Genomic DNA, 23,011 nt, shown 5'->3' on the forward strand with positions numbered 1-23,011 from the left:
CGGTCGACCTTCCTGGATTTTTCGTTTTCGCAATGACCAACGATGCTTGAGACCCGAGATCTGACCATCCGCTTCGGCGGGCACGTGGCCGTCAACGGCGTGAGCTGCGCATTCGCGCCGGGCACGCTGACGGCCATCGTCGGCCCGAACGGCGCGGGCAAGACCACCTACTTCAACCTGATCTCGGGCCAGCTCAAGGCGAGCGCGGGCACGGTGTCGCTCGACGGCCAGCCGCTGTCGGGGCTGTCGCCGTCGGCCCGCACCCGCGCCGGGCTGGGGCGGGCCTTCCAGCTCACCAACCTGTTCCCCAACCTCACGGTGCTGGAGAACGTGCGCCTCGCGGTGCAGGCCACGCGCGAGGGCGCGCACCGCCGCGGGCTCAACCTCTGGAGCATCTGGAGCGACCATGCGGCACTGACCGCGCGCGCCGACGAGCTGCTGGCGCAGACCAACCTCAAGTCGCGCGAGCACGCCACCGTGGCCAGCCTGCCGCACGGCGACCAGCGCAAGCTCGAGGTGGCGCTCTTGATGGCGCTCGAGCCCAAGGTCTTCATGTTCGACGAGCCCACGGCCGGCATGAACGCGGCCGAGGCGCCCGTGATCCTCGACCTGATCCGCCAGCTCAAGCAGGACCGCAGCAAGACCATCCTGCTGGTCGAGCACAAGATGGACGTGGTGCGCGAGCTCGCCGACCGCATCATCGTGCTGCACAACGGCACGCTGGTGGCCGACGGCGATCCGGCCACCGTGATCGCCTCGCCGGTGGTGCAGGAAGCCTATCTGGGCATCGCGAAGGAGGCCGCCACATGAGCACCAACCTGCTGAGCCTCGAGGGCGTGCACACGCACATCGGGGCCTATCACATCCTGCACGGCGTCGACCTCGCCGTGCCCAAGGGCCAGCTCACGATGCTGCTGGGCCGCAACGGCGCGGGCAAGACCACCACCCTGCGCACCGTCATGGGCCTGTGGCATGCGTCGCAGGGCAGGGTGCGCTTCGGCGAGCGCGACATCACGGCCCTGCGCACGCCGCAGATCGCCGAGCTGGGCATCGCCTACGTGCCCGAGAACATGGGCATCTTCTCCGACCTCACGGTGAAGGAGAACATGCTGCTGGCCGCGCGCGGCGCGAAGAACGCGCAGCAGATGGACGACACGCGTTTGCAGTGGATCTTCAAGCTGTTCCCCGCGGTCGAGAAGTTCTGGAACCACCCCGCGGGCAAGCTCTCGGGCGGCCAGAAGCAGATGCTGGCCGTGTCGCGCGCCATCGTCGAGCCGCGCGAGCTGCTGATCGTCGACGAGCCCAGCAAGGGCCTCGCGCCGGCCATCATCAACAACATGATCGACGCCTTCGACGAGCTCAAGCGCAGCGGCGTCACGATCCTGCTGGTGGAACAGAACATCAACTTCGCGCTGCGCCTCGGCGATGCGGTCGCGGTGATGGACAACGGCCGCGTGGTGCACAGCGGCTCGATGGCGGCCTTCGCGGCCGATGCGCAACTGCAGCAGTCGCTGTTGGGATTGGCTCTATGAAACTCGAATTCGACTGGAAGCCGCTGCTGCTGGTGCCCGTCCTCGCGCTGGTCGCGCTGCCGCTCACGGGCTCGTTCTCGACCTGGCTCACGCTCACGGTCGCGGGCCTCGCGATGGGCATGATCATCTTCATCATCGCCTCGGGCCTCACCCTGGTGTTCGGCCTGATGGACGTGCTGAACTTCGGCCACGGCGTGTTCATCGCGCTGGGCGCCTTCGTGGCCAGCAGCGTGCTCGGCCTGATGGGCGACTGGACCGGCTCGCAGGAGCTGTGGCGCAACCTGGTGGCGGTCTTCCCGGCCATGCTGGTCGCGATGGCGGTGGCCGGCGCGGTCGGCCTGGCCTTCGAGCGCTTCATCGTGCGGCCGGTCTACGGCCAGCACCTGAAGCAGATCCTCATCACGATGGGCGGCATGATCATCGGCGAGGAACTGATCAAGGTGATCTGGGGCCCGGCGCAGGTGCCGCTGCCGCTGCCCGAGGCGTTGCGCGGCTCGCTGCTGGTGGGCGACGCGGCGATCAGCAAGTACCGGCTGCTCGCGGTGGCGGTGGGCGTGGTGGTGTTCGGCCTGCTGGCCTGGACCCTGAGCCGCACCAAGATCGGCCTGCTGATCCGCGCCGGCGTGCAGGACCGCGAGATGGTCGAGTCGCTCGGCTACCGCATCGGCCGCCTGTTCGTCGGCGTGTTCGTGGTCGGCAGCGCGCTGGCCGGGCTGGGCGGCGTGATGTGGGGCCTGTTCCAGCAGAACCTGGTGCCGCAGATGGGCGCGCAGGTCAACGTGCTGATCTTCATCGTCATCATCATCGGCGGCCTCGGCTCCACCGGCGGCGCGCTGCTCGGTGCGCTGCTCGTCGGGCTGATGACCAACTACATCGGCTTCCTGCTGCCCACGCTCACGCAGTTCGCGAGCATCTTCCTGATGGTGGCGGTGCTGCTGTGGCGCCCGCAGGGCGTGTACCCGGTGGCGAACCGATGAACAGCCAATACGGACATCCGGACGCAGAGGACGCGAAGGTTTCGCGAAGGACGCAAAAGGAAATTCAAATCATTTTTCTGGCTGTTCTTTCGCGACCTTCGCGGAACCTTCGCGTCCTTCGCGTACGGACCCCGTTCCCGCTTTCAGGTGCCTTTCCATGCTGAGACGACTTCTTTCCAACGACATGCCCCGAAGCCGCCTGCTGGCCGTGCTGCTGGTGGCGCTGTTCCTCGCGCTGGCCTTCGCGCCCTTTCTCTTCCCGGGCGTGAAGGCGCTCAGCGTCGCGGCCAAGATCCTGGTGTTCGTGGTGCTGGTCGCGAGCTTCGACCTGCTGCTGGGCTACACCGGCATCGTGAGCTTCGCCCACACCATGTTCTTCGGCATCGGCGCTTACGGCATCGCGATCTCGGCCTCGCGGCTCGGGCCCGACTGGGGCGCGGTGCTGGTGGGCCTGGGCGCCTCGCTCGCGGTCTCTCTGGTGCTCTCGTTCGCCATCGGCCTGTTCTCGCTGCGGGTGCGCGCGATCTTCTTCGCGATGATCACGCTGGCCGTGGCCTCGGCCTTCCAGACCCTGGCTTCGCAGCTGTCGGACTTCACGGGCGGCGAGGACGGCCTGACCTTCAAGCTGCCCGAGCTGATCTTGCCGAGCTTCGAGTTCGCGGAGGAGCCCTTCCTCGGCGTCTCGCTCGACGGTCGTCTGCTGTGCTACTACCTGCTGTTCGTGGCCGCCGTGGTGCTGGTGCTGGCGATGCTGCGCATCGTCAACTCGCCCTTTGGCCGCGTGCTGCAGGCGATCCGCGAGAACGAGTTCCGCGCCGAGGCGATCGGCTACCGCGTGGTGGTCTACCGCACCACGGCCGCGGTGCTGTCGGCGCTGTTCGCCACGCTGGCCGGCGCCATGCTCGCGATCTGGCTGCGCTACAACGGCCCCGACACCTCGCTGAGCTTCGAGATCATGGTCGACGTGCTGCTGATCGTGGTGATCGGCGGCATGGGCACGATCTACGGCGCGGCCATCGGCGCGGTGCTGTTCGTGGTCGCGCAGAGCTATCTGCAGGATCTGCTGCGCATGGGCAGCGAGGCCGCGAGCGGCCTGCCGTGGCTGGCCGCGCTGCTGTCGCCCGACCGCTGGCTGCTGTGGCTCGGCGTGCTGTTCGTGCTGTCCGTCTATTACTTCCCCACCGGCATCGTCGGCAAGCTGCGGGCCCGCCGCGCGAATGCCGCGTGAGGCCGCGCGATGAGCGACTCCATGACTTCCCGCATCGTTCCTTCCTCCCACTACGCACGGCTCGCGGGCCGCGAGATCCACTGGCTCGACTGGCCCGCGGCCGGGCCCGATCCGCAGGTGCTGATCGCCTGGCACGGCCTGGCGCGCACCGGCCGCGACATGGACGAACTGGCCGAGCACTTCGCCGCGCGCGGCTTCCGCGTGATCTGCCCCGACACCATCGGCCGCGGCCTGAGCGAATGGAGCCCGCTGCCTGACGAGGAGTACCGGCTCGCCTTCTATGCGCAACTGGCCGAGGCGCTGTGCGACGAACTGAAGCTCGAGCGCGTGCACTGGGTCGGGACCTCGATGGGCGGCGCGATCGGCACGGTCTGCGCGGGTGGCCTGGTCGTGCCGCGCATGAAGGCGCGCATCGCGAGCCTGGTGCTCAACGACAACGCGCCCGAGCTCGCGCAGGCCGCGATCGAGCGCATCCGCGCCTATGCCGGCAACCCGCCGGCCTTCGACACGGTGAGCGAGCTCGAGACCTTCTTCCGCGGCGTCTACAAGCCCTATGGCTGGCTCAGCGACGCGCAGTGGCGCCGGCTCGCCGAGACCTCGACGCGCCGGCTGCCCGACGGCCGCGTCACGCCGCACTACGACCCGGCGATGGTTCGCCAGTTCAGCACGCGCGAGGACGACTACCTGATCTGGCCGCACTACGACGTCATCGAGGCGCCGGTGCTGTGCCTGCGCGGCGCCGAGTCCGACCTGGTGCTGCCCGAGGTGGTCGAGGCCATGCGGCATCGCGGCCCGGGCGCGGCGGGGCGGCTCGAGGTGGTCGAGATCCAGGGCTGCGGTCACGCGCCCGCGCTCAACGTGTCCGAACAACTGGAGTGCATCGAAGGGTTTATTCGCGCCGCCGGCCGCTGAGGGAACGGCGGCCTCCACAATCGCCGCCGGTCATCACCCCACAGCAACACACAGAGGCATTCGCACCATGGCGCTTTCGATGTACGACATTTCCGTGCCGGTCTTCACCCGCGGGCTGGCCCAGCTCCGCCACGTGCTCGGCAAGGGCCTGGCCCATGCGCAGGCCAACGGCATCGATCCCTCGACCCTGGTCGATGCGCGCCTCGCGCCCGACATGCTCACGCTGGCCGGCCAGGTGCAGCGCGCGAGCGATGCCTCCAAGCTCGGCACCGCGCGCATCGCGGGCGTGACCGCGCCCAGCTTCCCCGACGAGGAGAAGAGCTACGACGAACTGCTGGTGCGCATCGCGAAGACCGAGGAGTTCCTCCTGAGCGTGGACCGCGCGCAGATCGATGGCCACGAGGACCGCCCGGTGGTCGTCACCGCGCGCGGCACCGAGGTGCATTTCACCGCGCAGCGCTACCTGCTGCAGTTCGCGCTGCCCAACTTCTTCTTCCACGCCACCACCGCCTACGACGTGCTGCGCAATGCCGGCGTGCCCGTGGGCAAGATGGACTATCTCGGCAAGTTCTGAGGCCGCGAAGGGCGGCGGCCCTGACCCTGGTCTTCACGCCGCCGGGACAAACTTCAAATTGCCGTGACACCTGCGCACGCACGGCGCGTGCCGCGAACAATCGCGCCTGACCGCTGTCGGTCTGACATTCGAGCGAGGTTCGCGATCATGAACATGTTGTCCAGAAGGGCGTTCTCGGGGCTGGCCGCCGGCGCTTCCGCGTTCGTGGCGGCCGTGGGCGGCGGATGGCCGGTGCGCAGCGCGCTGGCCGTGTCGCCAGGCCTGCGCGACTACGGCAAGGCCCCCGAGTTCGCGGGCATCGACAAATGGCTCAACTCGGAGCCGCTCACTCTGCAGGGGCTGGCCGGCAAGGTGGTGCTGGTCGATTTCTGGACCTACTCCTGCATCAACTGCATCCGCACCTTGCCGCACGTGGTGCGCTGGTACGAGAAGTACAAGGACCAGGGCTTCGTGGTGGTGGGCGTGCATTCGCCCGAGTTCGCCTACGAGAAGTCGACGCGCAACGTGCAGGACGCGATCGAGCGCTTCGGCATCCGCTACCCGGTGGCGCAGGACAACGGCTTCGCCACCTGGAAGGCCTACGACAACCAGTACTGGCCCGCGTTCTATCTGGTCGACGCCAAGGGGCAGGTGATGCGGCGGCATTTCGGCGAGGGCGAATACGCCGAGATGGAAGCCGCGATCGAGGCGCTGCTGGCGCGCAGGCAGCCGGCCTGAATCGGCAGCGCTACTTCGCCGATTCGAGGATGCGCCGCACCGCCGCCTTTCCCGCCGGCGTGAGCACCGGGCCGAGTTCGGCGTAGGGCACTTCGATCTCGATCGCGCAGCCGTCGCCGAAGTCGGGCTGCGCGAAGCGCATGCCCTTGGCTTCCAGCGTGAGGTCGTAGTAGGCGTCTTCCTTGTAGTTGGACTCGCAGTTCTCCTCCGCCTTCCCGGGATCGATGCCCTCGTGGCGGAACACGAAGCGGCGCAGCTTCGGCGTCATCGAGCCGCCGCTGGTGGCGACGACGGGGCCGGCTCCGGGGACGTGCAACGACTCCTTGCGGGAGCCGAACCATGTCCACAGGTCGACCTGCTTGCCGGTCTGAACGTCCCAGGTGCGATAGAACCAGGAGATGCCGGAGCGGCCCGTGCCCGCGGCCCAGGTGTAGTTGCGGATGCTGAGCCACTGCGAGGTCCAGTATTCGGGCTCCGTGGTGTTCTCGTCCTCTGCGGGCACGCCGACCCGGCCCAGAAACTCGCGGCGCTTGTCGAAATACTCCTTGATCGCGTCCTTGCCAGTGTCGAAGTCGCGGCGAAGCTCCCGGTTGATGGCCGCGAGCGTGGGTTCGGGGCCGAAGAGTTCGACGGTCGCCTGTCCCGCGAAACGCAGCGGGCGGAAGCTGCGGCCGGGGGCGAATTCCTTCTTCTTGCCGATCTCGATCTTCGGTGGGGCTTCGATCTGGCTTGTGTAACTCTCGCTGCCGCAAGCTCTTTTACTTTTGGAGGAGTCGACAAGGCTGAGACTGATCGGCAATTTGACAAGGGCATCCTTCACGCTGCTCCAAGTGCCGGAAAGCGTGGTGCCTTGGCCTGGATCGAGTAGCCACAGCCCTGTTCCGTTTGCCTCGTGCCACAGACCATCTTGCTCTTTGCGCGTCAGCTGAATTGGCTTCTTGTACTGCTTGTAGAAATAGCTCCCGCTCGGGTAGTCGAAGTTGAAGCAGGCCACGATGGCCTTGGTGCCGAGTGTGCCTTCCCATACACCTGGGGAAATAAAGACGAGCTCGGCGAAGGCGGGGGGAGTCATGAAGGGCAGCAGCAGGCCCCAGAAGAAACGGGCGCGAAGATTTTTCATGGCTTGCGTGCGCGGATCGAATACATCAGCGGAATACGTGGCATGCCCTCGGGCGGCGCCATGCGGCGGCCGCCGATGTCGCGCATGCCCTCGAAGGGCTTCCAGCCATTGGCGTAGGGGTACTCGTCGAGCCGCTCGATGACCAGCCCGGCCTGCGACAGCGCGGTCGTCACCTGGCCCAGGCCCCAGGTGAATTCGAAGCTCGGGTGCGGGTTGCTGAAGTTCTCCACGCCGCGCTCGTAGCCTTCGCGCACGAGGCCGTCGCCCGACGCGGCCACGTAGTCGCCCACGCCTTCCTCGGGCACGGGGGCGTCGTTGAAGTAGTCGTAGTGGAACTTCCAGGTCGGGTCGAACACCAGCGCGAACGGATGGAACTCGACGAAGACGAAGCGGCCGCCGGGCGCGAGCAGCTGCGCCACGCCGCGTGCCCAGGCCGCGATGTCGGAGAGCCAGCACAGCGTGCCGTAGGAGCAGAACACGATGTCGTGGCGCTCGCCACGTGCCTGCGCGTCGCGGAAGTAGTCATAGACGTCCGAGCGGACGAAGCGCGCCGCGATGCCCGACTGCTGCGAGAGCCGGGTGGCGAAGTCGATGGCCTCGTCGGAGATGTCGACGCCCGTCACCTCGGCGCCGAGGCGCGCGATGCTCAGGCTGTCCTGCCCGGCATTGCATTGCAGATGCAGCACCGACAGGCCCTTCACCTCGCCGAGCAGGCCGGTCTCCTCGGGGAACAGGGTGCTGCCGCCGTCGCGGAAGAAGGCCGCCTGGTCGCCCTTGTGGCTGTTGTGCGCGAGCGTGGCCGCGTTCCACGAGAGGCGGTTGGCCTCGTGCAGATCGGGCTTCATCGCGTGCTCCAGCCCGCCAGATGGCGCTCGGCGATGTCGGCGAGGGCGTCGATCCAGGCCGGGTCGTCGTTGAGGCAGGGGATGTAGCTGAACTGCTGGCCGCCCGCATGCAGGAAGGCCTCGCGGCCCTCCATCGCGATCTCCTCGAGCGTCTCGAGGCAGTCGGCCGGAAAGCCGGGGCAGGCTACGTCGACGCGCTTCACGCCCGCGGCGCCGAGTTCGCACAGCGTGGGTTCGGTATAGGGCTCGAGCCATTTGGCCTTGCCGAAGCGCGACTGGAAGGTCACGCGGTACTGCGCGGGTGCGAGGCCCAGGCGCGCGGCGAGCAGGCGCGCGGTCTCGAGGCACTGCGACTGGTAGGGATCGCCGAGCTCGATGTTGCGCGCGGGAATGCCGTGGAAGCTCAGCAGCAGCACCTCGCCGCGGCCCTGGTCCTGCCAGTGCGCCTCGATGCGCCGCGCGAGCGCCTCGATGTAGCCGGGGTCGTCGTGGAACTGGTTGACGAAGCGGAACTCGGGCACGCTGCGCTGCGCGCGGCTCCAGTCGTTGACGGCATCGATCACGCTCGCGGTGGTGGTGGCCGAGTACTGCGGGTAGCCCTGCAGCACGAGCACGCGTTCGACGCCTTCGGCCTGCAGCGCATCGAGCCGCGCGCCGATCGATGGATTGGCATAGCGCATCGCATCGCGCACCGCCACGCGGTGGCCGCGCCGGCCCAGCGTGTCGCCCAGGCGCTGTGCCTGCCGTTCGCTCCAGACCTTGAGCGGCGAGCCCTCGGGCAGCCAGATGCTCGCGTACTTGGCGGCCGACTTCGCGGGCCGCACGCGCAGGATGATGCCGTGCAGGATCGGCAGCCAGAGCAGGCGCGGGATCTCGACCACGCGCGGATCGCCGAGGAAGTCCGCGAGATAGCTGCGCACGGCGCTGGCGGTGGGGGCATCGGGCGAACCCAGGTTGCACCAGAGGACGGCGGTGCTGCGATGGTCGTTGCCGGGGGCGAGCGAGGGACTTGGAGGCATGCGATATTCTCGGGCATGACTTCCGACCCCACGGTCCCCGCGAGCAGCGCGCCGCTCGATCTCAAGCGCATCAGCGCCATCACCCTCGACCTCGACGACACCCTCTGGCCGATCTGGCCGACCATCGAACGCGCGGAGGCCGTGCTGCATGCCTGGCTGCTGCGCGAGGCGCCGAAGACGGCGGCCCTGCTGGTCACGCCGGGCGTGCTGCGCGAGCTGCGCGAAGCCACGGCCAAGGAGCGTTCCGATCTCGCGCACGACCTCAGCGCGCTGCGCCGTGAATCGATACGCACCGCGCTGCGCCGCGCGGGCGAGGACCCGGCGCTGGCCGATCCGGCTTTCGATGCCTTCTTCGCCGAACGCCAGCGCGTGACGCTCTACGACGACGCGCTGCCCGCGCTCAAGTGGCTCAGCGAACGCTATCCGCTGGTGGCGGTGTCGAACGGCAATGCCGACATCCACAAGACCGGGGTGGGGCGCTGGTTCCGCACCGCCTTCAATGCGCGCGCCTTCGGCAGCGGCAAGCCGCATGCACCGATCTTCCGCGCCGCCGCGGCCTCGGTCGGCCTGCTGCCCAAGGACGTGCTGCACGTGGGCGACGATGCCGAGCTCGACGTGGTGGGCGCGCTCGACGCCGGCATGCAGGCCGCCTGGCTGGTGCGCGACGAGCGCCCCTGGGTGCATGGCGCGCGGCCGCAGCTGATCGTGCCGAACCTGCACGCACTGTGCGTGGCGCTCGGCGCCTGAGCCTTACCCGAAGACCGGACGGAAGAAGCTGCGCTCGTAGCTGAGGATGCAGCGCGTTTCCTCGGCATAGCGGAAGGCGGCCTGGCAGTCGGCATCCTGCATCGAGTCGGCGCGGTACTGCTCGTAGGCCGCGAGGCTGGGAAAGCTGAACATCGCGAGTGCCACGTTGTTCGCGCCTTCCGAGGGCAGGAAGTAGCCGTGGTGCTTGCCGCCGAACTTCTCGACCAGCGGGATCCAGAGCTTGCCGTAGTGCTCGAACTCCCCGAGCTTGTAGGGGTCGACGATGTAGCGCAGGTAGCAGGTGACCATGGTGGGTGAAGGGAGAGGGTGGGCCGTGAGGGCAATTTCCGCCGCGGCTGCGGCGAACGGGTGGCCCGACTATAGTTTTGCTTCCCCGGCCTGCGGCGCGAGCGCGCCGCGCGAAAGCTCCCCATGCATCTGTCCAACTGGCTCCTCTTCTGCGGCGTGACCCTGCTCGTCGCCTTCACGCCCGGCCCCGCGGTGCTGCTGGCGGTGTCGAACTCGATGTCCGTGGGGCCGCGCCGCGCGATGATCAGCTCGCTGGGCAATGCGACCGGGCTCTTCATGGTGTCGGCCGCCGCGATGGCCGGGCTGGGCGTGGTGCTCTCGACCTCGGCCCATGCCTTCATGGTGCTGAAGCTGGCGGGCGCGGCCTACCTGATCTACCTCGGCATCAAGCAGTGGCGCAGCCAGGGCAGCGTGTTCGCCGACCTCCAGGGTGCCTCGGCGGCGGGCTCGCCGCGTTCGAGCTGGCGCCTGTTCGGCCATGGCCTGACGGTGGCGCTGACCAACCCGAAGAGCATCCTGTTCTTCTCGGCGCTGTTCCCGCAGTTCCTCACGCAGGACGCGCCGATCGCCACCCAGTTCGCGGTGCTGACCACCACCTTCGCGGCGGCCTCGGTGCTGTCGCACGCCTTCTACGTGCTGCTCGCTCGCCTGCTGCGCAAGCAGCTGTCGGACCCGCGCCGCACGCGGCTGTTCAACAAGGTCTCGGGTGGCGCCTTCGTGCTGCTGGGGCTGAGCTTGCTGCGGTTGCGCAACAAGACCGCCGCTTAATCGAGGCCGAAGCGCTCGCGCAGCGCGGCGCAGAAATCGGCCGTGCCGCTCAGCGAGAGGGCCAGGGTCTCGAAGCGCGCATCGTCGCGCGTGTGCTGCAGGTCATAGTCCCACACCGCTCCCTCGTCGAGCGCGCCGCGCGCATCGGGAAAGGCGGCCTCGGCCCAGGCCAGCACCCGGTCGATCTCGGCTTGCACCTCGCCCAGGCGCTCGGGCGCGACCGAGGCCATCGCATCGAAGCTGCCATGGCCGTCGGCGTCCTCGCTGTGGTCGAAGTCGAGGTAGCGCAACTCGCTGCTCATGCGGTCGCCCCTGCGGTCGTCCTTGCGGCGGCCAGGCCGCTGAGCACCGCGCCTTCGAGCGTGGCGGGGTAGGGGCCTGCCACATAGTCGCCGCAGGCCAGCAGGCCGGGCGCAATGGTCGCGGGCGGACGGGCCAGCCCGGGCGTGCAGGCGAAGGTCGCGCGCTTCTCGACCACGGTCTGCACCACCCGCAGGCCGGCCTGGCCCAGTTGCGCGGCGGCCTGCGCCAGCGCCTGCGTCTCGAGCAGCTCGCGCGGCGTCTCGTTGGCGCTCACGACCATCGCGAGCACGCCCGGCAGGCCGCAGAGCCGTTCCTTGTCGAACACGAACTGGGCCGGTGCCGTGGCCGGGTCGCTGCGCAGCGCGAGCATCGGTTCGGCCAGCGGCGTGGCGCCGCGCAGGTAGATCGTGGCGATGGCCTCGAAGCGCAGTGCCTCGGTGCTGGCGCACCAGGCCTCGGCCGGCAGGCCGCTGGCGCGAACCAGCCGGGCGGCATCCCAGGGCGCGCAGGCCAGCACCACGCGGTCGAAGGCTTCGCCGTCCACGCGCCAGGTCTTCGCCTCGGGCGCGATCGCGCGCACGCGCTGGCCGATGCGCAGGCTCGCGGCATGCGCGCGCAGCCAGGCGAGCGCCGCATCGGGCAGCAGCGCGCCGAGGTCGGCGCGCGGCAGCAGCAGGTCGGCGCCGCCGCTGCCGCTGAAGAGGGCATCGTGGAGCACGCGCAGGAAGACCTGGCCGCTCGATTGCGCAACGGGCGTGTTGAGCGCCGAGACGCACAGCGGCTCGATCAGCTCCTGCATCACGCGCGGCGTGAGGCTCGCGCAGAGCTCGGCCACGGAGGTAGAGGCGTCGCAGCGAAAACCCCTCAAGCGCCAGCCGATCGCGGTGCGCAGCAGCGCGGACTTGTCGCGCCAGGTCCAGCCGCGCGCCTGGAAGATGCCCGCCAGCAGGTCGAGCGGCGCGGGCAGGCGCGGCAGCTGCAGTCCGCCGCCATCGGCGAAGCGCAGCGACAGCGGCAGGCGCAGCAGCACGCGCTCGGGATCGACGCCGACATCGCGCATCAACTGCAGCGTGGCGCTGTAGGCGCCGATCAGGATGTGCTGGCCGTTGTCGAGCGCCATGCCGTGCATGTCGTCGACGCGGCGCGCGCGGCCGCCAGCGTTGGGCGCGGCCTCGAACACGGTGACCGCATGGCCCTGGCGCACGGCCTCGACCGCGCAGGCCAGGCCGGCCCAGCCCGCGCCGACGACCGCCAGCCTCACAGCCGGCCCAGCGCCTGCACCTTCCAGGCCAGCCACAGCTTGCGCACGGGCGTGAGGCTCACGCGCTGGTTCAGCACCTGGAAGTCGTCGCGCTCGATCTCGCGCAGCAGGGTGCGGTAGATGCTGGCCATCATCAGGCCGGGCTTCTGCGCGCGGCGGTCGGCCGCGGGCAGCAGCGCCAGCGCCTCGTCGTAGGCGGCATGGGCACGCTGGGCCTGGAACTTCATCAGCGCGACGAAGCGCTCGGAATGCACGCGGTTGAGGATCTCGTGCGCCTTGACCTCGTGCTTCTGCAGGTCGTTGACCGGCAGGTAGATGCGGCCGCGCAGGGCGTCCTCGCCCACGTCGCGAATGATGTTGGTGAGCTGCAGCGCGAGGCCGAGCTTGTGCGCGTAGGCGGTGGTCTGCGCCTCGGTCTGGCCGAAGATGCGCGCCGCCACCTCGCCCACCACGCCCGCCACCAGGTGGCAATAGCGCGCGAGGCCGGGGAAGTCGAGGTAGCGGGTCTGCTCGAGGTCCATCTGGCAGCCCTCGATGACCTGGTCGAGCTGGCGCGCCTCGATGCCGTAGGCCGCCACGTGCGGCATCAGCGCCTGCATCACCGGATGGCGCGGCGTGCCCGCGAAGGACTGGGCCACCTCGGTGCGCCACCAGGCCAGCTTGGTGGCGGCCACGCCGGGGTCGCTGACCTCGTCGACCACGTCGTCGACCTCGCGGCAGAAGGCGTAGAAGGCGGTGATGGCCGCGCGCCGCGGCTTGGGAAGGAACAGGAAGGCGTAATAGAAACTGCTGCCCGAGGCGGCGGCCTTGTCTTGCACGTATTGCTCGGGATTCATCGGGAGGGCGCTGCGTTCATGGGCCGTGATTGTCTCCGCATCCGCAGCGCCTTCCAGAGCAGGACCGGCGCATCGGCCTTGCCGATCGTGGGCCGCTGCGTGAAGCTGTCGAAGCCCTGGTCCTCGATCTTGTCGAGGATGCGCAGGCCGCCCTGCACGACCAGGCGCAGCTCCCAGCCGGCGCGTCCCGGCAGGCGGTGCACCAGCGGCGCGCCCTGCTGCATCAGCTCGCGGGCCCAGAACGACACCACCGAGATCAGGTTGATCGCCTCCTGCGGCGGCGGGTACGCGGGCGAGAGCGGCGCGAACACCTTGAAGTGCTGGCGCGTGAAGCCGCGCCGGGCGCAGTCGGTCAGCGGGAAGTAGAAGCGCCCGCGCGGCAGGTCCACGCTCGGGTCCTGCCAGAAATTGATCAGCTGCAGCGCGCTGCAGATGGCGTCGCTCTGCGCGAGCGAGGGCGCGTCGTGCACGCCGTACAGGTGCAGCAGCAGCCGGCCCACGGGGTTGGCCGAGCGGCGGCAGTAGTCGAGCAGTTCCTCGCGGTCGGCGTAGTCGCTGCCGTCGCGGGTCTTCACGATGTCCTGCATGAAGGCGTCGAGCAGGTCGGCCAGCAGCGTCTCGGGCAGGCCGAAGGCTTCGATGCTGTGGGCCAGCGGGCCGAACACCCCGGCCCAGGGCCCGGCCGGGTCGACCCGGCCCCGGGCCGCATCGGCCAGCGCGGCGCGGTAGGCATGCAGCTCGGCCAGGCGTTCCCCGGGCGTGGCCTGGCCCTCGTCGGCGATGTCGTCGGCGGTGCGCGCGAAGTGGTAGATGGCCGCGATCGGCGCGCGCAGCCGCGGCGGGCACAGCCACGAGGCCACGGGAAAATTCTCGTAGTGCGTCGGCGCGGCGGCGGCGTGGGGGGGAGGGGGCGTCTGGGACACGCTGCGATTGTCAACCAGCGCGGCTATGCTTCCGGCGTTCCCACTCTCGATTCTTGCCCCATGAATGCACCGGCCAGGACCTCCACCGCGCAAGGCGACGCGGCGCACCCGGCCGGCAAGGGCCTGGTCGTGATCGCGGCGCTCGGCGTCGTGTTCGGCGACATCGGCACCTCGCCGCTGTACGCCTTCAAGGAAACCCTGAATCCCGAGCACGGCGTGCCGTTCTCGCCCGACGCGGTGCTCGGGCTGCTGTCGCTGATCTTCTGGGGCCTGCTGTTCGTGGTGACGCTCAAGTACGTGGTGTTCGTGCTGCGCGCCGACCACGACGGCGAGGGCGGCATCCTGGCGCTGCAGGCGCTGGCGCGCAATGCGGCCTCGCGCATCGGTGCCAAGCCCTGGCTCGGCCACCTGATCGGGCTGCTGGGCCTGGTGGGCGCGGCCATGTTCTACGGCGACAGCCTGATCACGCCCGCGATCTCGGTGCTGTCGGCGGTCGAGGGGCTGGAGGTGCGCGCGCCGGTGCTCGAGCGCGCGGTGCTGCCGATCACGGTGGCGATCCTGATCGCGCTGTTCGCGGTGCAGAAGAAGGGCACCGGCGCGGTCGGCAAGGTGTTCGGGCCGGTGATGCTGCTGTGGTTCGTGGTGATCGGCGTGGCCGGGCTGATGCAGGTGCTGGCCCAGCCGCAGGTGCTGGCGGCGCTCGATCCGCGGCGCGCCGTGCTGTTCCTGGTCGAGCACCGGCTGCAGTCGCTGGCGGTGCTGGGCGCGGTGTTCCTGGCCTTCACCGGCGGCGAGGCGCTCTATGCCGACATGGGCCATTTCGGCGCGCGGCCGATCCGGCTCGCCTGGCTCTTCATCGCGCTGCCGGGGCTGGTGCTCAACTATTTCGGCCAGGGCGCGCTGGTGCTGGCCAATCCGCAGGCGATCGACAACCCCTTCTTCCGGCTCTTTCCGGCCTGGGGTGTGCTGCCGATGGTGCTGCTGGCCGCGATGGCGACGGTGATCGCCTCGCAGGCCGTGATCTCGGGCGCCTTCTCGCTCACGGCGCACGCGATGCGCATGGGCTACCTGCCGCGCATGCGCGTGATCCAGACCTCGGGCACGGCCATCGGCCAGATCTACGTGCCGACCGTCAACTGGCTGCTGATGGTGGGCGTGCTGCTGCTGGTGCTGGGCTTCCGCAGCTCGAGCGCGCTGTCGGCGGCCTACGGCATCGCGGTGTCGATCACCATGGTCACGACCACCCTGCTGGCCGGCATCGTGGCCTGGGGGCTGTGGCGCTGGAACAAGCCGGCGGTGGCACTGGGCGTGGCGGCCTTCGCGGCGGTCGACCTGACCTTCGTGGTCGCCAACAGCCTCAAGGTGGCAGAGGGCGGCTGGCTCACGCTGGCGGTGGCCGCGGGCGTGATGCTGCTGTTCACCACCTGGGCCAAGGGGCGGCGCCTGGGGCTGGAGGCGGCCGCGGCCGAGAGCCTGCCGCTGCGGCCCTTCTTCGAGTCGCTGGCCCACCACATGCCGCACCGGGTGCAGGGCACGGCGGTGTTCCTCAACGTCAACGTGACCTCGGTGCCGCATGCGCTGCTGCACAACCTCAAGCACAACCAGGTGCTGCACGAGCAGGTGATCGTGCTGCGCGTGCTGCCCTGCGACACGCCGCGCGTCGACGCGCGCCTGCGCATCGAAGCCGAGTCGCTGATGACCGGCATCTGGATCGTGACCGCGCGCCACGGCTTCATGGAGCGGCCCGACGTGCCCGAGTTCATCCGCATCCTGGCCTACCAGAAGACGCTCGCGATCGATTCGATGAAGACCTCGTACTTCGTCTCGCGCGCCTCGGTGGGCGAGGAGCACCTGCCGGGTCTCAACCCGATCCGGCGCGCGCTGTTCGGCTGGCTGCAGCGCAACGCGGGGCGTGCCTCCGACTACTTCGAGCTGCCCGACAACCGGCTGGTGGAAATGGGCCAGCGGACCTGAGCACGAGGCGGCTGCCGGCGCTACTGACCGGCGGGTAATTGACAGCGGTTCACGTTTACCCTAGATTACTAACCGGTGGGTCATTAAAGGCCCGGTTCGTTCCTTCCAGGGTGTCTCATGACCGCCTCCCAATCCATCTTCTCGCTCGACCGCGCGGCCGCCTGGCTGCTGGTTCCCGCCCTCGTGGCCCTGGCCGGCTGCTCGCCGTCCAAACCCGCGGAGGAACCGGTCCGCGCGGTCAAGCTGGTGACCGTGGGCACCAGTGCCTACGACGCCCAGCCCGAGTTCTCGGCCGAGGTGCGGGCGCGCGTCGAGTCGCGCCTGGGCTTCCGCGTGGCGGGCAAGATCACGCGCCGCCAGGCCGAGCTCGGCCAGCGCGTGCAGGCCGGCCAGGTGCTGGCCCAGCTCGATCCGCAGGACTACCGGCTGGCCGCCGAAGCCGCGCGCGCCCAGCAGGCCGCGGCGCTGACCAACCGTGACCTCGCCGCGGCCGACCTCAAGCGCTACCGCGAACTGCGCGAGCAGAACTTCATCAGCGGCGCCGAGCTCGAGCGCCGCGAATCGACCTGGAAGGCGGCGCAGGCGCAACTCGAGCAGGCCCAGGCCCAGCTCTCGTCGCAGGGCAACCAGGCCGCCTACACGACGCTGGTGGCCGACGTGGCCGGCGTCATCACCGCCATCGAGGCCGAACCGGGCCAGGTGGTGCAGGCCGGCACGCCGGTGGTGCGGATCGCGCAGGACGGCGCGCGCGACGTGGTGTTCGCGGTGCCGGAAGACCGCGCGGGCCTGATCAAGCCCGGCTCGGCGGTTGCGGTGCGCGGCTGGTCGGGCGGCGAGGAATTGCAGGGCCAGGTGCGCGAGGTGGCGGCCAGCGCCGATGCCGTGACGCGCACCTTCACCGTGAAGGTGGCGATCGATGCCGCGAGCGCGCCCGCGCTCGGCGCCACGGTCTATGCGCGGCCGCAGGCGCTCGCGCGCGGCGGCCCCGCCGTCGTCAAGCTGCCGACTAGCGCGCTGCGCCAGGAAGGCAATGGCACGGCCGTGTGGGTGCTCGACAAGCCGACCATGACCGTGCGCTCGCAGCCGGTGCAGGTGGCGACCGCCGACGGCAACGAGGCCGTGATCGGCGCCGGCGTCACGCCCGGCATGCAGGTGGTGGTGGCGGGCGTGCACGTGCTGTCGCCGGGCCAGAAGGTCACGATCTACCAGCCGCGCGAAGTGGCGGCGGGCGGGGCGGACGCGGGCGGTGCCACGCAGGGCGTCGCGCCCGTGGCCGCCAACAAGAAGGAGATCGCAGCGGGTGCCGGCAAATGAGCGGCGCTGACAAGGCGACGCACGGCACCGAGCCGGCCGGCCGCGCGGGCGGCTTCAATCTCTCGAAATGGGCGCTCGACCACGCGCCGCTCACGCGCTACCTGATGCTGGTGCTGATGGTGCTGGGTGCCTTCGCCTACTTCCAGCTTGGGCAGGACGAGGATCCGCCCTTCACCTTCCGCGCGATGGTGGTGCGCACCTACTGGCCCGGCGCCACCGCGCAGCAGGTGGCCGAGCAGGTCACCGACAAGCTCGAGCGCACGCTGCAGGAGGCGCCGTACGCCGACAAGATCCGCAGCTACTCGAAGCCCGGCGAGTCGCAGATCATCTTCCAGATCAAGGACTCCTCGAAGGCGAGCGAGGTCGCCAACGTCTGGTACACGGTACGCAAGAAGATCGGCGACATGCGCGGCACCCTGCCCGCGGGCGTGCAGGGGCCGTTCTTCAACGACGACTTCGGCGACGTCTACGGCGTGATCTACGCGCTCGAGAGCGAGGGCTTCAGCTATGCCGAGCTCAAGACCCTGGCCGACGACGTGCGCCAGCAGCTGCTGCGCGTGAAGGACGTGGCCAAGGTCGACCAGTTCGGCGTGCAGGACGAGAAGGTCTTCATCGAGATCTCGCAGAAGCGCCTGGCGCAGCTGGGCCTCGACTTCAACGCCGTGCTGCAGCAGCTCGGCTCGCAGAACGCCATCGAGAGCGCCGGCACGATCCAGTCGCCGCTCGACGTGGTGCAGGTGCGCGTGGGCGGCCAGTTCACCAGCGTCGACCAGCTGCGCGAGATGCCGATCCGCGGCAGCTCGGGCAACCAGCTCAAGCTCGGCGACATCGCCGAGATCCGCCGCGGCTACATCGACCCGCCCTCGGTCAAGGTGCACCACCAGGGCAAGGAAGTGATCGCGCTCGGCGTGTCGATGACCAAGGGCGGCGACATCATCGCGCTGGGCAAGGCGCTGCGCGCGGCCACCGCGGGCATCGACAAGCAGCTGCCGCTGGGCGTGAAGCTCGCGCAGGTGCAGGACCAGCCGGTCGCCGTGGCGAGCTCGGTCAACGAGTTCGTGCGCGTGCTGATCGAGGCCGTGGCCATCGTGCTGGCGGTCAGCATCATCTCGCTGGGCCTGCACAAGGGCGGGCGCTTCGGCTGGTACATCGACATGCGTCCCGGCCTGGTGGTGGCGATCACCATCCCGCTGGTGCTGGCCGTGACCTTCCTGGCGATGAACTACTTCGGCATCGGGCTGCACAAGATCTCGCTGGGCTCGCTGATCATCGCGCTGGGCCTGCTGGTGGACGACGCGATCATCGCGGTCGAGATGATGGTGCGGAAGATGGAGGAGGGCTACGACAAGGTCCGCGCCGCCACCTTCGCCTACGACGTGACGGCCAAGCCCATGCTCACCGGCACGCTGATCACCGCCGCGGGCTTCCTGCCGATCGGCATCGCCAAGTCGGTGACCGGCGAATACACCTTCGCGATCTTCGCCGTGACGGTGATCGCGCTGGTGCTGTCGTGGATCGTCTCGGTGTACTTCGTGCCTTACCTGGGCACGCTGTTGCTCAAGGTCAAGCCGCACGACCCCGATGCGCCGCCGCACGAGCTGTTCGACACGCCGTTCTACAACGCCTTCCGCCGCGCGGTGAACTGGTGCGTGCAGCACCGCTGGCTGACCATCGGCGCCACCGTGCTGATCTTCGCGCTCGGCATCGTCGGCATGGGCAAGGTGCAGCAGCAGTTCTTCCCCGACTCGAGCCGGCCCGAGATCCTGGTCGACATCTGGTTCCCCGAGGGCACCTCGTTCCAGGCCAACGAGGAGGTGGCGAAGCGGGTCGAGCAGCGCATCCTCAAGGAAGCCGGCGTGAAGACCGTCAGCACCTGGATCGGCTCGGGCGTGCCGCGCTTCTACCTGCCGCTGGACCAGGTGTTCCCGCAGTCCAATGTCTCGCAGCTGATCGTGCTGGCGAGCGACCTCAAGGTGCGCGAGACGCTGCGGCTGTCGCTGCCCGGCCTGCTGGCGCAGGAATTCCCCGAGGTGCGCGGCCGCGTGAAGCTGCTGCCCAACGGGCCGCCGGTGCCGTACCCGGTGCAGTTCCGCGTGATCGGCACCGACCCGACGCAGCTGCGCGCGCGCGCCGACGAGGTCAAGGCCGTGCTGCGCGAGAACGCCAACATGCGCGGCGTGAACGACAACTGGAACGAGTCGGTGAAGGTGATCCGCCTCGAGGTCGACCAGGCCAAGGCGCGCGCGCTCGGCGTGACCAGCCAGGCCATCGCGCAGGCCTCGCGCACCATGTTCAGCGGCACCACCGTGGGCCAGTACCGCGAGAACGACCTGCTGATCGACATCGTGCTGCGCCAGTCGGCCGACGAGCGCGAAGCGATCTCCGACATCGGCAACGCCTACCTGCCGACGGCCTCGGGCCGCTCGATCCCGCTGACGCAGATCGCCAAGCCGGTGTTCACCTGGGAGCCGGGCGTGATGTGGCGCGAGAACCGCGACTACGCGATCACCGTGCAGGGCGACGTGACCGAGGGCCTGCAGGGCGCGACCGTGACCGACCAGTTGCTGCCGAAGCTGCGCGAACTCGAGGCCGGCTGGCATGCGGCCGGGCAGGGCGCCTATCGCATCGAGGTGGCGGGTGCGGTGGAGGAGAGCAGCAAGGGCTCGGCCTCCATCGTGGCCGGCGTGCCGATCATGCTGTTCCTGGTGTTCACGCTGCTGATGCTGCAGCTGCACAGCTTCAGCCGCTCGCTGCTGGTGTTCATCACCGGCCCGATGGGCATCGCCGGCGTGGCCGGTGCGCTGCTGGTGCTGAACCGGCCCTTCGGCTTCGTCGCGCTGCTCGGCGTGATCGCACTGATGGGGATGATCCAGCGCAACGCCGTGATCCTGATCGACCAGATCGAGCACGACCGCGCGGCCGGCGTGCCGGCCTGGGATGCCATCGTCGAGTCGGCCGTGCGCCGCCTGCGCCCGATCGTGTTGACCGCCGCGGCCGCCGTGCTGGCGATGATCCCGCTCTCGCGCAGCGTGTTCTGGGGGCCGATGGCGGTCGCCATCATGGGCGGGCTGATCGTGGCGACGGTGCTGACCTTGCTGGCGCTGCCGGCGATGTACGCGGCGGCGTTCCGCGTGAAGCGCGACGAGGCGCCGCCGCCGGCACCGCAGGGCAACGGCGCCTTGCCGGGCCCCCAGGCGGCCTGAGCGCGCGGAATGCAGGGTTTGTCCCGCCCCGCGAGGCCACGAACTCCGCATGCAGGTCGAGCCGGGAGCCTCCCGGTTTCGACTAAAATGCGCGGTTGACCGATTTCGAGCGGACGGTCTTGGACTGCCGGGTTCTCCCCGGCGCCCAGGCCGTCCGCTTTTGCATTCACCTGAAAAAGGCAAAAGCGCGGGTGGCGAAATTGGTAGACGCACCAGGTTTAGGTCCTGACGTTCGCAAGAACGTGCCGGTTCGAGTCCGGCCCCGCGCACCAGCCAATCCCTCATTAGGAAGAAGTTCATGACCGTGACCGTTGAAACCCTCGAGAAGCTCGAACGCAAGATCACGCTGACCCTGCCGGTCGGCATCATCCAGTCCGAAGTCGATTCGCGCCTCAAGAAGCTCGCGCGCACCGTCAAGATGGACGGCTTCCGTCCCGGCAAGGTGCCGATGAACGTCGTGGCCCAGCGCTATGGCTACTCGGTGCAGTACGAGGTCATGAACGACAAGGTCGGCGAGGCCTTCTCGCAGGCCGCCAACGAAGCCAAGCTGCGCGTCGCCGGCCAGCCCCGCATCACCGAGAAGGAAGGCGCGCCCGAGGGCGAGCTGTCCTTCGACGCCGTGTTCGAGGTGTTCCCCGAAGTCAAGATCAACGACCTGTCGGGCGCCGAAGTCGAGAAGCTGTCGGCCGAAGTGGGCGACGACGCGATCGACAAGACGCTGGACATCCTGCGCAAGCAGCGCCGCACCTTCGCACAGCGCGCGCAGGATGCCGTGGCCCAGGACGACGACCGCGTGACCGTCGACTTCGAAGGCAAGATCGACGGCGAACCCTTCCAGGGCGGCAAGGCCGAGGACTTCCAGTTCGTGGTCGGCGAAGGCCAGATGCTCAAGGAATTCGAAGACGCCGTGCGCGGCATGAAGGCCGGCGACAGCCGCACCTTCCCGCTGTCGTTCCCGGCCGACTACCACGGCCAGGACGTGGCCGGCAAGCAGGCCGACTTCCTCGTCACGCTGAAGAAGATCGAGGCCTCGCACCTGCCCGAAGTCAACGAGCAGCTCGCCAAGTCGCTCGGCATCGCCGACGCCACGGTCGAAGGCCTGCGCGCCGACATCAAGAAGAACCTCGAGCGCGAGGTCAAGTTCCGCCTGCTGGCGCGCAACAAGAACGCCGTGATGGATGCGCTGGTGGCCAACGCCGAGCTCGACCTGCCCAACGCCAGCGTGCAGTCCGAAGTCAACCGCATGATCGAAGGCGCGCGCGCCGAGCTCAAGCAGCGCGGCATCAAGGACGCCGACAAGGCACCGATCCCCGAGGAAGTGTTCCGTCCCCAGGCCGAGCGCCGCGTGCGCCTGGGCCTGGTGGTCGCCGAGCTGGTGCGCGCCAACAACCTGCAGGCCAAGCCCGAGCAGATCAAGGCCCACATCGACGAGCTCGCCTCGAGCTACGAGAAGCCGGCCGACGTGGTGCGCTGGTACTTCAGCGACAACAACCGCCTGGCCGAAGTCGAGGCCGTGGTGATCGAGAACAACGTGACCGATTTCGTGCTCGGCAAGGCCAAGGTCGCCGAGAAGTCGGTGTCGTTCGACGAACTGATGGCGCAGCAGCAACAGGCCTGATCGCCGCCTCGGCCCGGGACGCCATGGGGCTTGTGCTTTGCGGCACGAGCCCCATTTCACTCAGGCGTACAGTTCAGATTGACGACAGCGAACGAACCCTTCTCCGGAGCAAATTCATGAGCGCACAGGAAATCCAAGGCCTCGGCATGGTCCCGATGGTCATCGAGCAATCGGGCCGTGGCGAACGGTCCTACGACATCTACTCGCGGCTCCTCAAGGAGCGCATCATCTTCCTGGTGGGCGAGGTCAACGACCAGACCGCCAACCTCGTGGTGGCCCAGCTGCTGTTCCTGGAGAGCGAGAACCCCGACAAGGACATCTCGTTCTACATCAACTCCCCGGGCGGCAGCGTCACGGCCGGCATGGCGATCTACGACACCATGCAGTTCATCAAGCCCGAGGTCTCGACCCTGTGCGTGGGCTTCGCGGCCAGCATGGGCGCGTTCCTGCTCGCGGCCGGTGCCAAGGGCAAGCGCTTCTCGCTGCCCAACTCCAAGATCATGATCCACCAGGTGCTCGGCGGCGCCCGCGGCCAGGCCACCGACATCGAGATCCATGCGCGCGACATCCTGCGCACCAAGGACCAGATGAACCGCATCCTGGCCGAGCGCACCGGCCAGCCGCTGGACAAGGTCAAGGCCGATACCGAGCGCGACTACTTCCTGACGGCCGACGAGGCCAAGGATTACGGCCTGGTCGACCAGGTGATCGCCAAGCGCCCCTGAGCAGGGGCCCGGCGCCCTGGCGTCACGACGCCGGCGGCGCCAAAAAGGCAACAACGGCGTTTTCCACACGGGAAACGCCGTTTTTGTTTCGTTATCATTGTCCAAA

22 protein-coding genes and 1 tRNA gene are annotated in these 23,011 nt (G+C 68.9%); 15 read left to right on the forward strand and 8 right to left on the reverse strand.

Annotated elements, in window-relative coordinates:
* The first annotated feature begins 42 nt into the window (after positions 1 to 42).
* The 7 genes from ACODT0_RS30175 (at position 43) to ACODT0_RS30205 (ending at position 5,940) form a co-directional block, all read left to right on the forward strand.
* The gene (locus ACODT0_RS30175; RefSeq protein ID WP_489042968.1) at positions 43 to 810 is read left to right on the forward strand and encodes an ABC transporter ATP-binding protein; all 768 of its coding nucleotides are present in this window, start codon (positions 43 to 45) and stop codon (positions 808 to 810) included.
* Complete coding sequence (locus ACODT0_RS30180) at positions 807 to 1,532, forward strand: ABC transporter ATP-binding protein (protein ID WP_203201312.1); 726 nt, start codon at positions 807 to 809, stop codon at positions 1,530 to 1,532. Before ACODT0_RS30175 ends, ACODT0_RS30180 begins: the two co-directional genes overlap by 4 nt.
* Complete coding sequence (locus tag ACODT0_RS30185; protein WP_057594303.1) at positions 1,529 to 2,509, forward strand: branched-chain amino acid ABC transporter permease; 981 nt, start codon at positions 1,529 to 1,531, stop codon at positions 2,507 to 2,509. Before ACODT0_RS30180 ends, ACODT0_RS30185 begins: the two co-directional genes overlap by 4 nt.
* A gap of 157 nt (positions 2,510 to 2,666) precedes the next feature.
* Positions 2,667 to 3,737 carry a branched-chain amino acid ABC transporter permease gene (locus ACODT0_RS30190; RefSeq protein ID WP_489042969.1) on the forward strand — a complete coding sequence of 357 codons (1,071 nt, stop codon included), beginning with the start codon at positions 2,667 to 2,669 and terminating at the stop codon, positions 3,735 to 3,737.
* Positions 3,738 to 3,758: 21 nt separating this feature from the next.
* The gene (locus ACODT0_RS30195; RefSeq protein ID WP_489042970.1) at positions 3,759 to 4,649 is read left to right on the forward strand and encodes an alpha/beta fold hydrolase; all 891 of its coding nucleotides are present in this window, start codon (positions 3,759 to 3,761) and stop codon (positions 4,647 to 4,649) included.
* Between the two features lie 67 nt (positions 4,650 to 4,716).
* Positions 4,717 to 5,223, forward strand: a complete 507-nt coding sequence (locus tag ACODT0_RS30200) for a DUF1993 domain-containing protein (RefSeq protein WP_057594301.1) — start codon at positions 4,717 to 4,719, stop codon at positions 5,221 to 5,223.
* 153 nt (positions 5,224 to 5,376) lie between these two features.
* Positions 5,377 to 5,940, forward strand: coding sequence for a thioredoxin family protein (locus tag ACODT0_RS30205; RefSeq protein WP_479672431.1), 564 nt, complete (start codon positions 5,377 to 5,379; stop codon positions 5,938 to 5,940).
* Between the two features lie 10 nt (positions 5,941 to 5,950).
* Here ACODT0_RS30205 and ACODT0_RS30210 read toward each other — a convergent pair whose 3' ends face one another.
* From ACODT0_RS30210 to hemH, 3 genes are read right to left on the reverse strand one after another with little or no spacing between them, the layout of a single operon-like run.
* Positions 5,951 to 7,060, reverse strand: coding sequence for a hypothetical protein (locus tag ACODT0_RS30210; RefSeq protein WP_489042971.1), 1,110 nt, complete (start codon positions 7,058 to 7,060; stop codon positions 5,951 to 5,953).
* Positions 7,057 to 7,905 carry a class I SAM-dependent methyltransferase gene (locus tag ACODT0_RS30215; protein WP_489042972.1) on the reverse strand — a complete coding sequence of 283 codons (849 nt, stop codon included), beginning with the start codon at positions 7,903 to 7,905 and terminating at the stop codon, positions 7,057 to 7,059. The genes ACODT0_RS30210 and ACODT0_RS30215 overlap by 4 nt, the downstream gene beginning before the upstream one ends.
* The gene (hemH, locus tag ACODT0_RS30220; RefSeq protein ID WP_489042973.1) at positions 7,902 to 8,924 is read right to left on the reverse strand and encodes a ferrochelatase; all 1,023 of its coding nucleotides are present in this window, start codon (positions 8,922 to 8,924) and stop codon (positions 7,902 to 7,904) included. Before hemH ends, ACODT0_RS30215 begins: the two co-directional genes overlap by 4 nt.
* Positions 8,925 to 8,939: 15 nt before the next feature.
* Here hemH and ACODT0_RS30225 point away from each other — a divergent pair, with 15 nt between their 5' ends.
* Positions 8,940 to 9,671, forward strand: a complete 732-nt coding sequence (locus ACODT0_RS30225) for an HAD family hydrolase (RefSeq protein WP_261212728.1) — start codon at positions 8,940 to 8,942, stop codon at positions 9,669 to 9,671.
* 3 nt (positions 9,672 to 9,674) lie between these two features.
* Here the strand turns inward: ACODT0_RS30225 and ACODT0_RS30230 are convergent, their stop codons facing one another.
* Positions 9,675 to 9,980, reverse strand: coding sequence for an NIPSNAP family protein (locus ACODT0_RS30230; RefSeq protein ID WP_261212727.1), 306 nt, complete (start codon positions 9,978 to 9,980; stop codon positions 9,675 to 9,677).
* A 123-nt stretch (positions 9,981 to 10,103) separates the two neighbouring features.
* Between ACODT0_RS30230 and ACODT0_RS30235 the strand changes: the two genes are divergently transcribed.
* Positions 10,104 to 10,748, forward strand: coding sequence for a LysE family translocator (locus tag ACODT0_RS30235; RefSeq protein ID WP_093344238.1), 645 nt, complete (start codon positions 10,104 to 10,106; stop codon positions 10,746 to 10,748).
* Here ACODT0_RS30235 and ACODT0_RS30240 read toward each other — a convergent pair.
* The 4 genes from ACODT0_RS30240 to hpnC are packed head-to-tail and all read right to left on the reverse strand — an operon-like array spanning position 10,745 to position 14,071.
* The gene (locus tag ACODT0_RS30240) at positions 10,745 to 11,050 is read right to left on the reverse strand and encodes a hypothetical protein (protein WP_261212726.1); all 306 of its coding nucleotides are present in this window, start codon (positions 11,048 to 11,050) and stop codon (positions 10,745 to 10,747) included. The two genes, ACODT0_RS30235 and ACODT0_RS30240, sit on opposite strands and share 4 nt — an antisense overlap.
* Positions 11,047 to 12,312, reverse strand: coding sequence for a hydroxysqualene dehydroxylase HpnE (gene hpnE, locus ACODT0_RS30245; RefSeq protein WP_489042974.1), 1,266 nt, complete (start codon positions 12,310 to 12,312; stop codon positions 11,047 to 11,049). Before hpnE ends, ACODT0_RS30240 begins: the two co-directional genes overlap by 4 nt.
* Positions 12,309 to 13,148, reverse strand: coding sequence for a presqualene diphosphate synthase HpnD (gene hpnD / locus ACODT0_RS30250; protein WP_489042975.1), 840 nt, complete (start codon positions 13,146 to 13,148; stop codon positions 12,309 to 12,311). The genes hpnE and hpnD overlap by 4 nt, the downstream gene beginning before the upstream one ends.
* Positions 13,145 to 14,071: a squalene synthase HpnC gene (gene hpnC, locus ACODT0_RS30255; protein WP_489042976.1), complete on the reverse strand. Its 927-nt coding sequence runs from the start codon at positions 14,069 to 14,071 to the stop codon at positions 13,145 to 13,147. The genes hpnD and hpnC overlap by 4 nt, the downstream gene beginning before the upstream one ends.
* 60 nt (positions 14,072 to 14,131) lie before the next feature.
* On the opposite strand from hpnC, the gene ACODT0_RS30260 reads away from it, so the two are divergent.
* From ACODT0_RS30260 to clpP, 6 genes are all read left to right on the forward strand, one after another.
* Positions 14,132 to 16,045, forward strand: coding sequence for a potassium transporter Kup (locus ACODT0_RS30260; RefSeq protein ID WP_489042977.1), 1,914 nt, complete (start codon positions 14,132 to 14,134; stop codon positions 16,043 to 16,045).
* A 117-nt stretch (positions 16,046 to 16,162) separates the two neighbouring features.
* The gene (locus ACODT0_RS30265) at positions 16,163 to 17,359 is read left to right on the forward strand and encodes an efflux RND transporter periplasmic adaptor subunit (RefSeq protein ID WP_489042978.1); all 1,197 of its coding nucleotides are present in this window, start codon (positions 16,163 to 16,165) and stop codon (positions 17,357 to 17,359) included.
* Positions 17,356 to 20,562, forward strand: coding sequence for an efflux RND transporter permease subunit (locus ACODT0_RS30270; protein ID WP_413763353.1), 3,207 nt, complete (start codon positions 17,356 to 17,358; stop codon positions 20,560 to 20,562). The genes ACODT0_RS30265 and ACODT0_RS30270 overlap by 4 nt, the downstream gene beginning before the upstream one ends.
* 185 nt (positions 20,563 to 20,747) lie before the next feature.
* Positions 20,748 to 20,834, forward strand: a tRNA-Leu gene (locus ACODT0_RS30275).
* Between the two features lie 26 nt (positions 20,835 to 20,860).
* On the forward strand, positions 20,861 to 22,180 hold the full coding sequence (gene tig / locus ACODT0_RS30280) for a trigger factor (protein WP_489042979.1): 1,320 nt from the start codon (positions 20,861 to 20,863) through the stop codon (positions 22,178 to 22,180).
* Between the two features lie 116 nt (positions 22,181 to 22,296).
* Positions 22,297 to 22,905, forward strand: a complete 609-nt coding sequence (gene clpP, locus ACODT0_RS30285) for an ATP-dependent Clp endopeptidase proteolytic subunit ClpP (RefSeq protein ID WP_057594287.1) — start codon at positions 22,297 to 22,299, stop codon at positions 22,903 to 22,905.
* The last annotated feature ends 106 nt before the right edge of the window (positions 22,906 to 23,011 follow it).

The organism is Variovorax sp. FG153 (assembly GCF_057809595.1).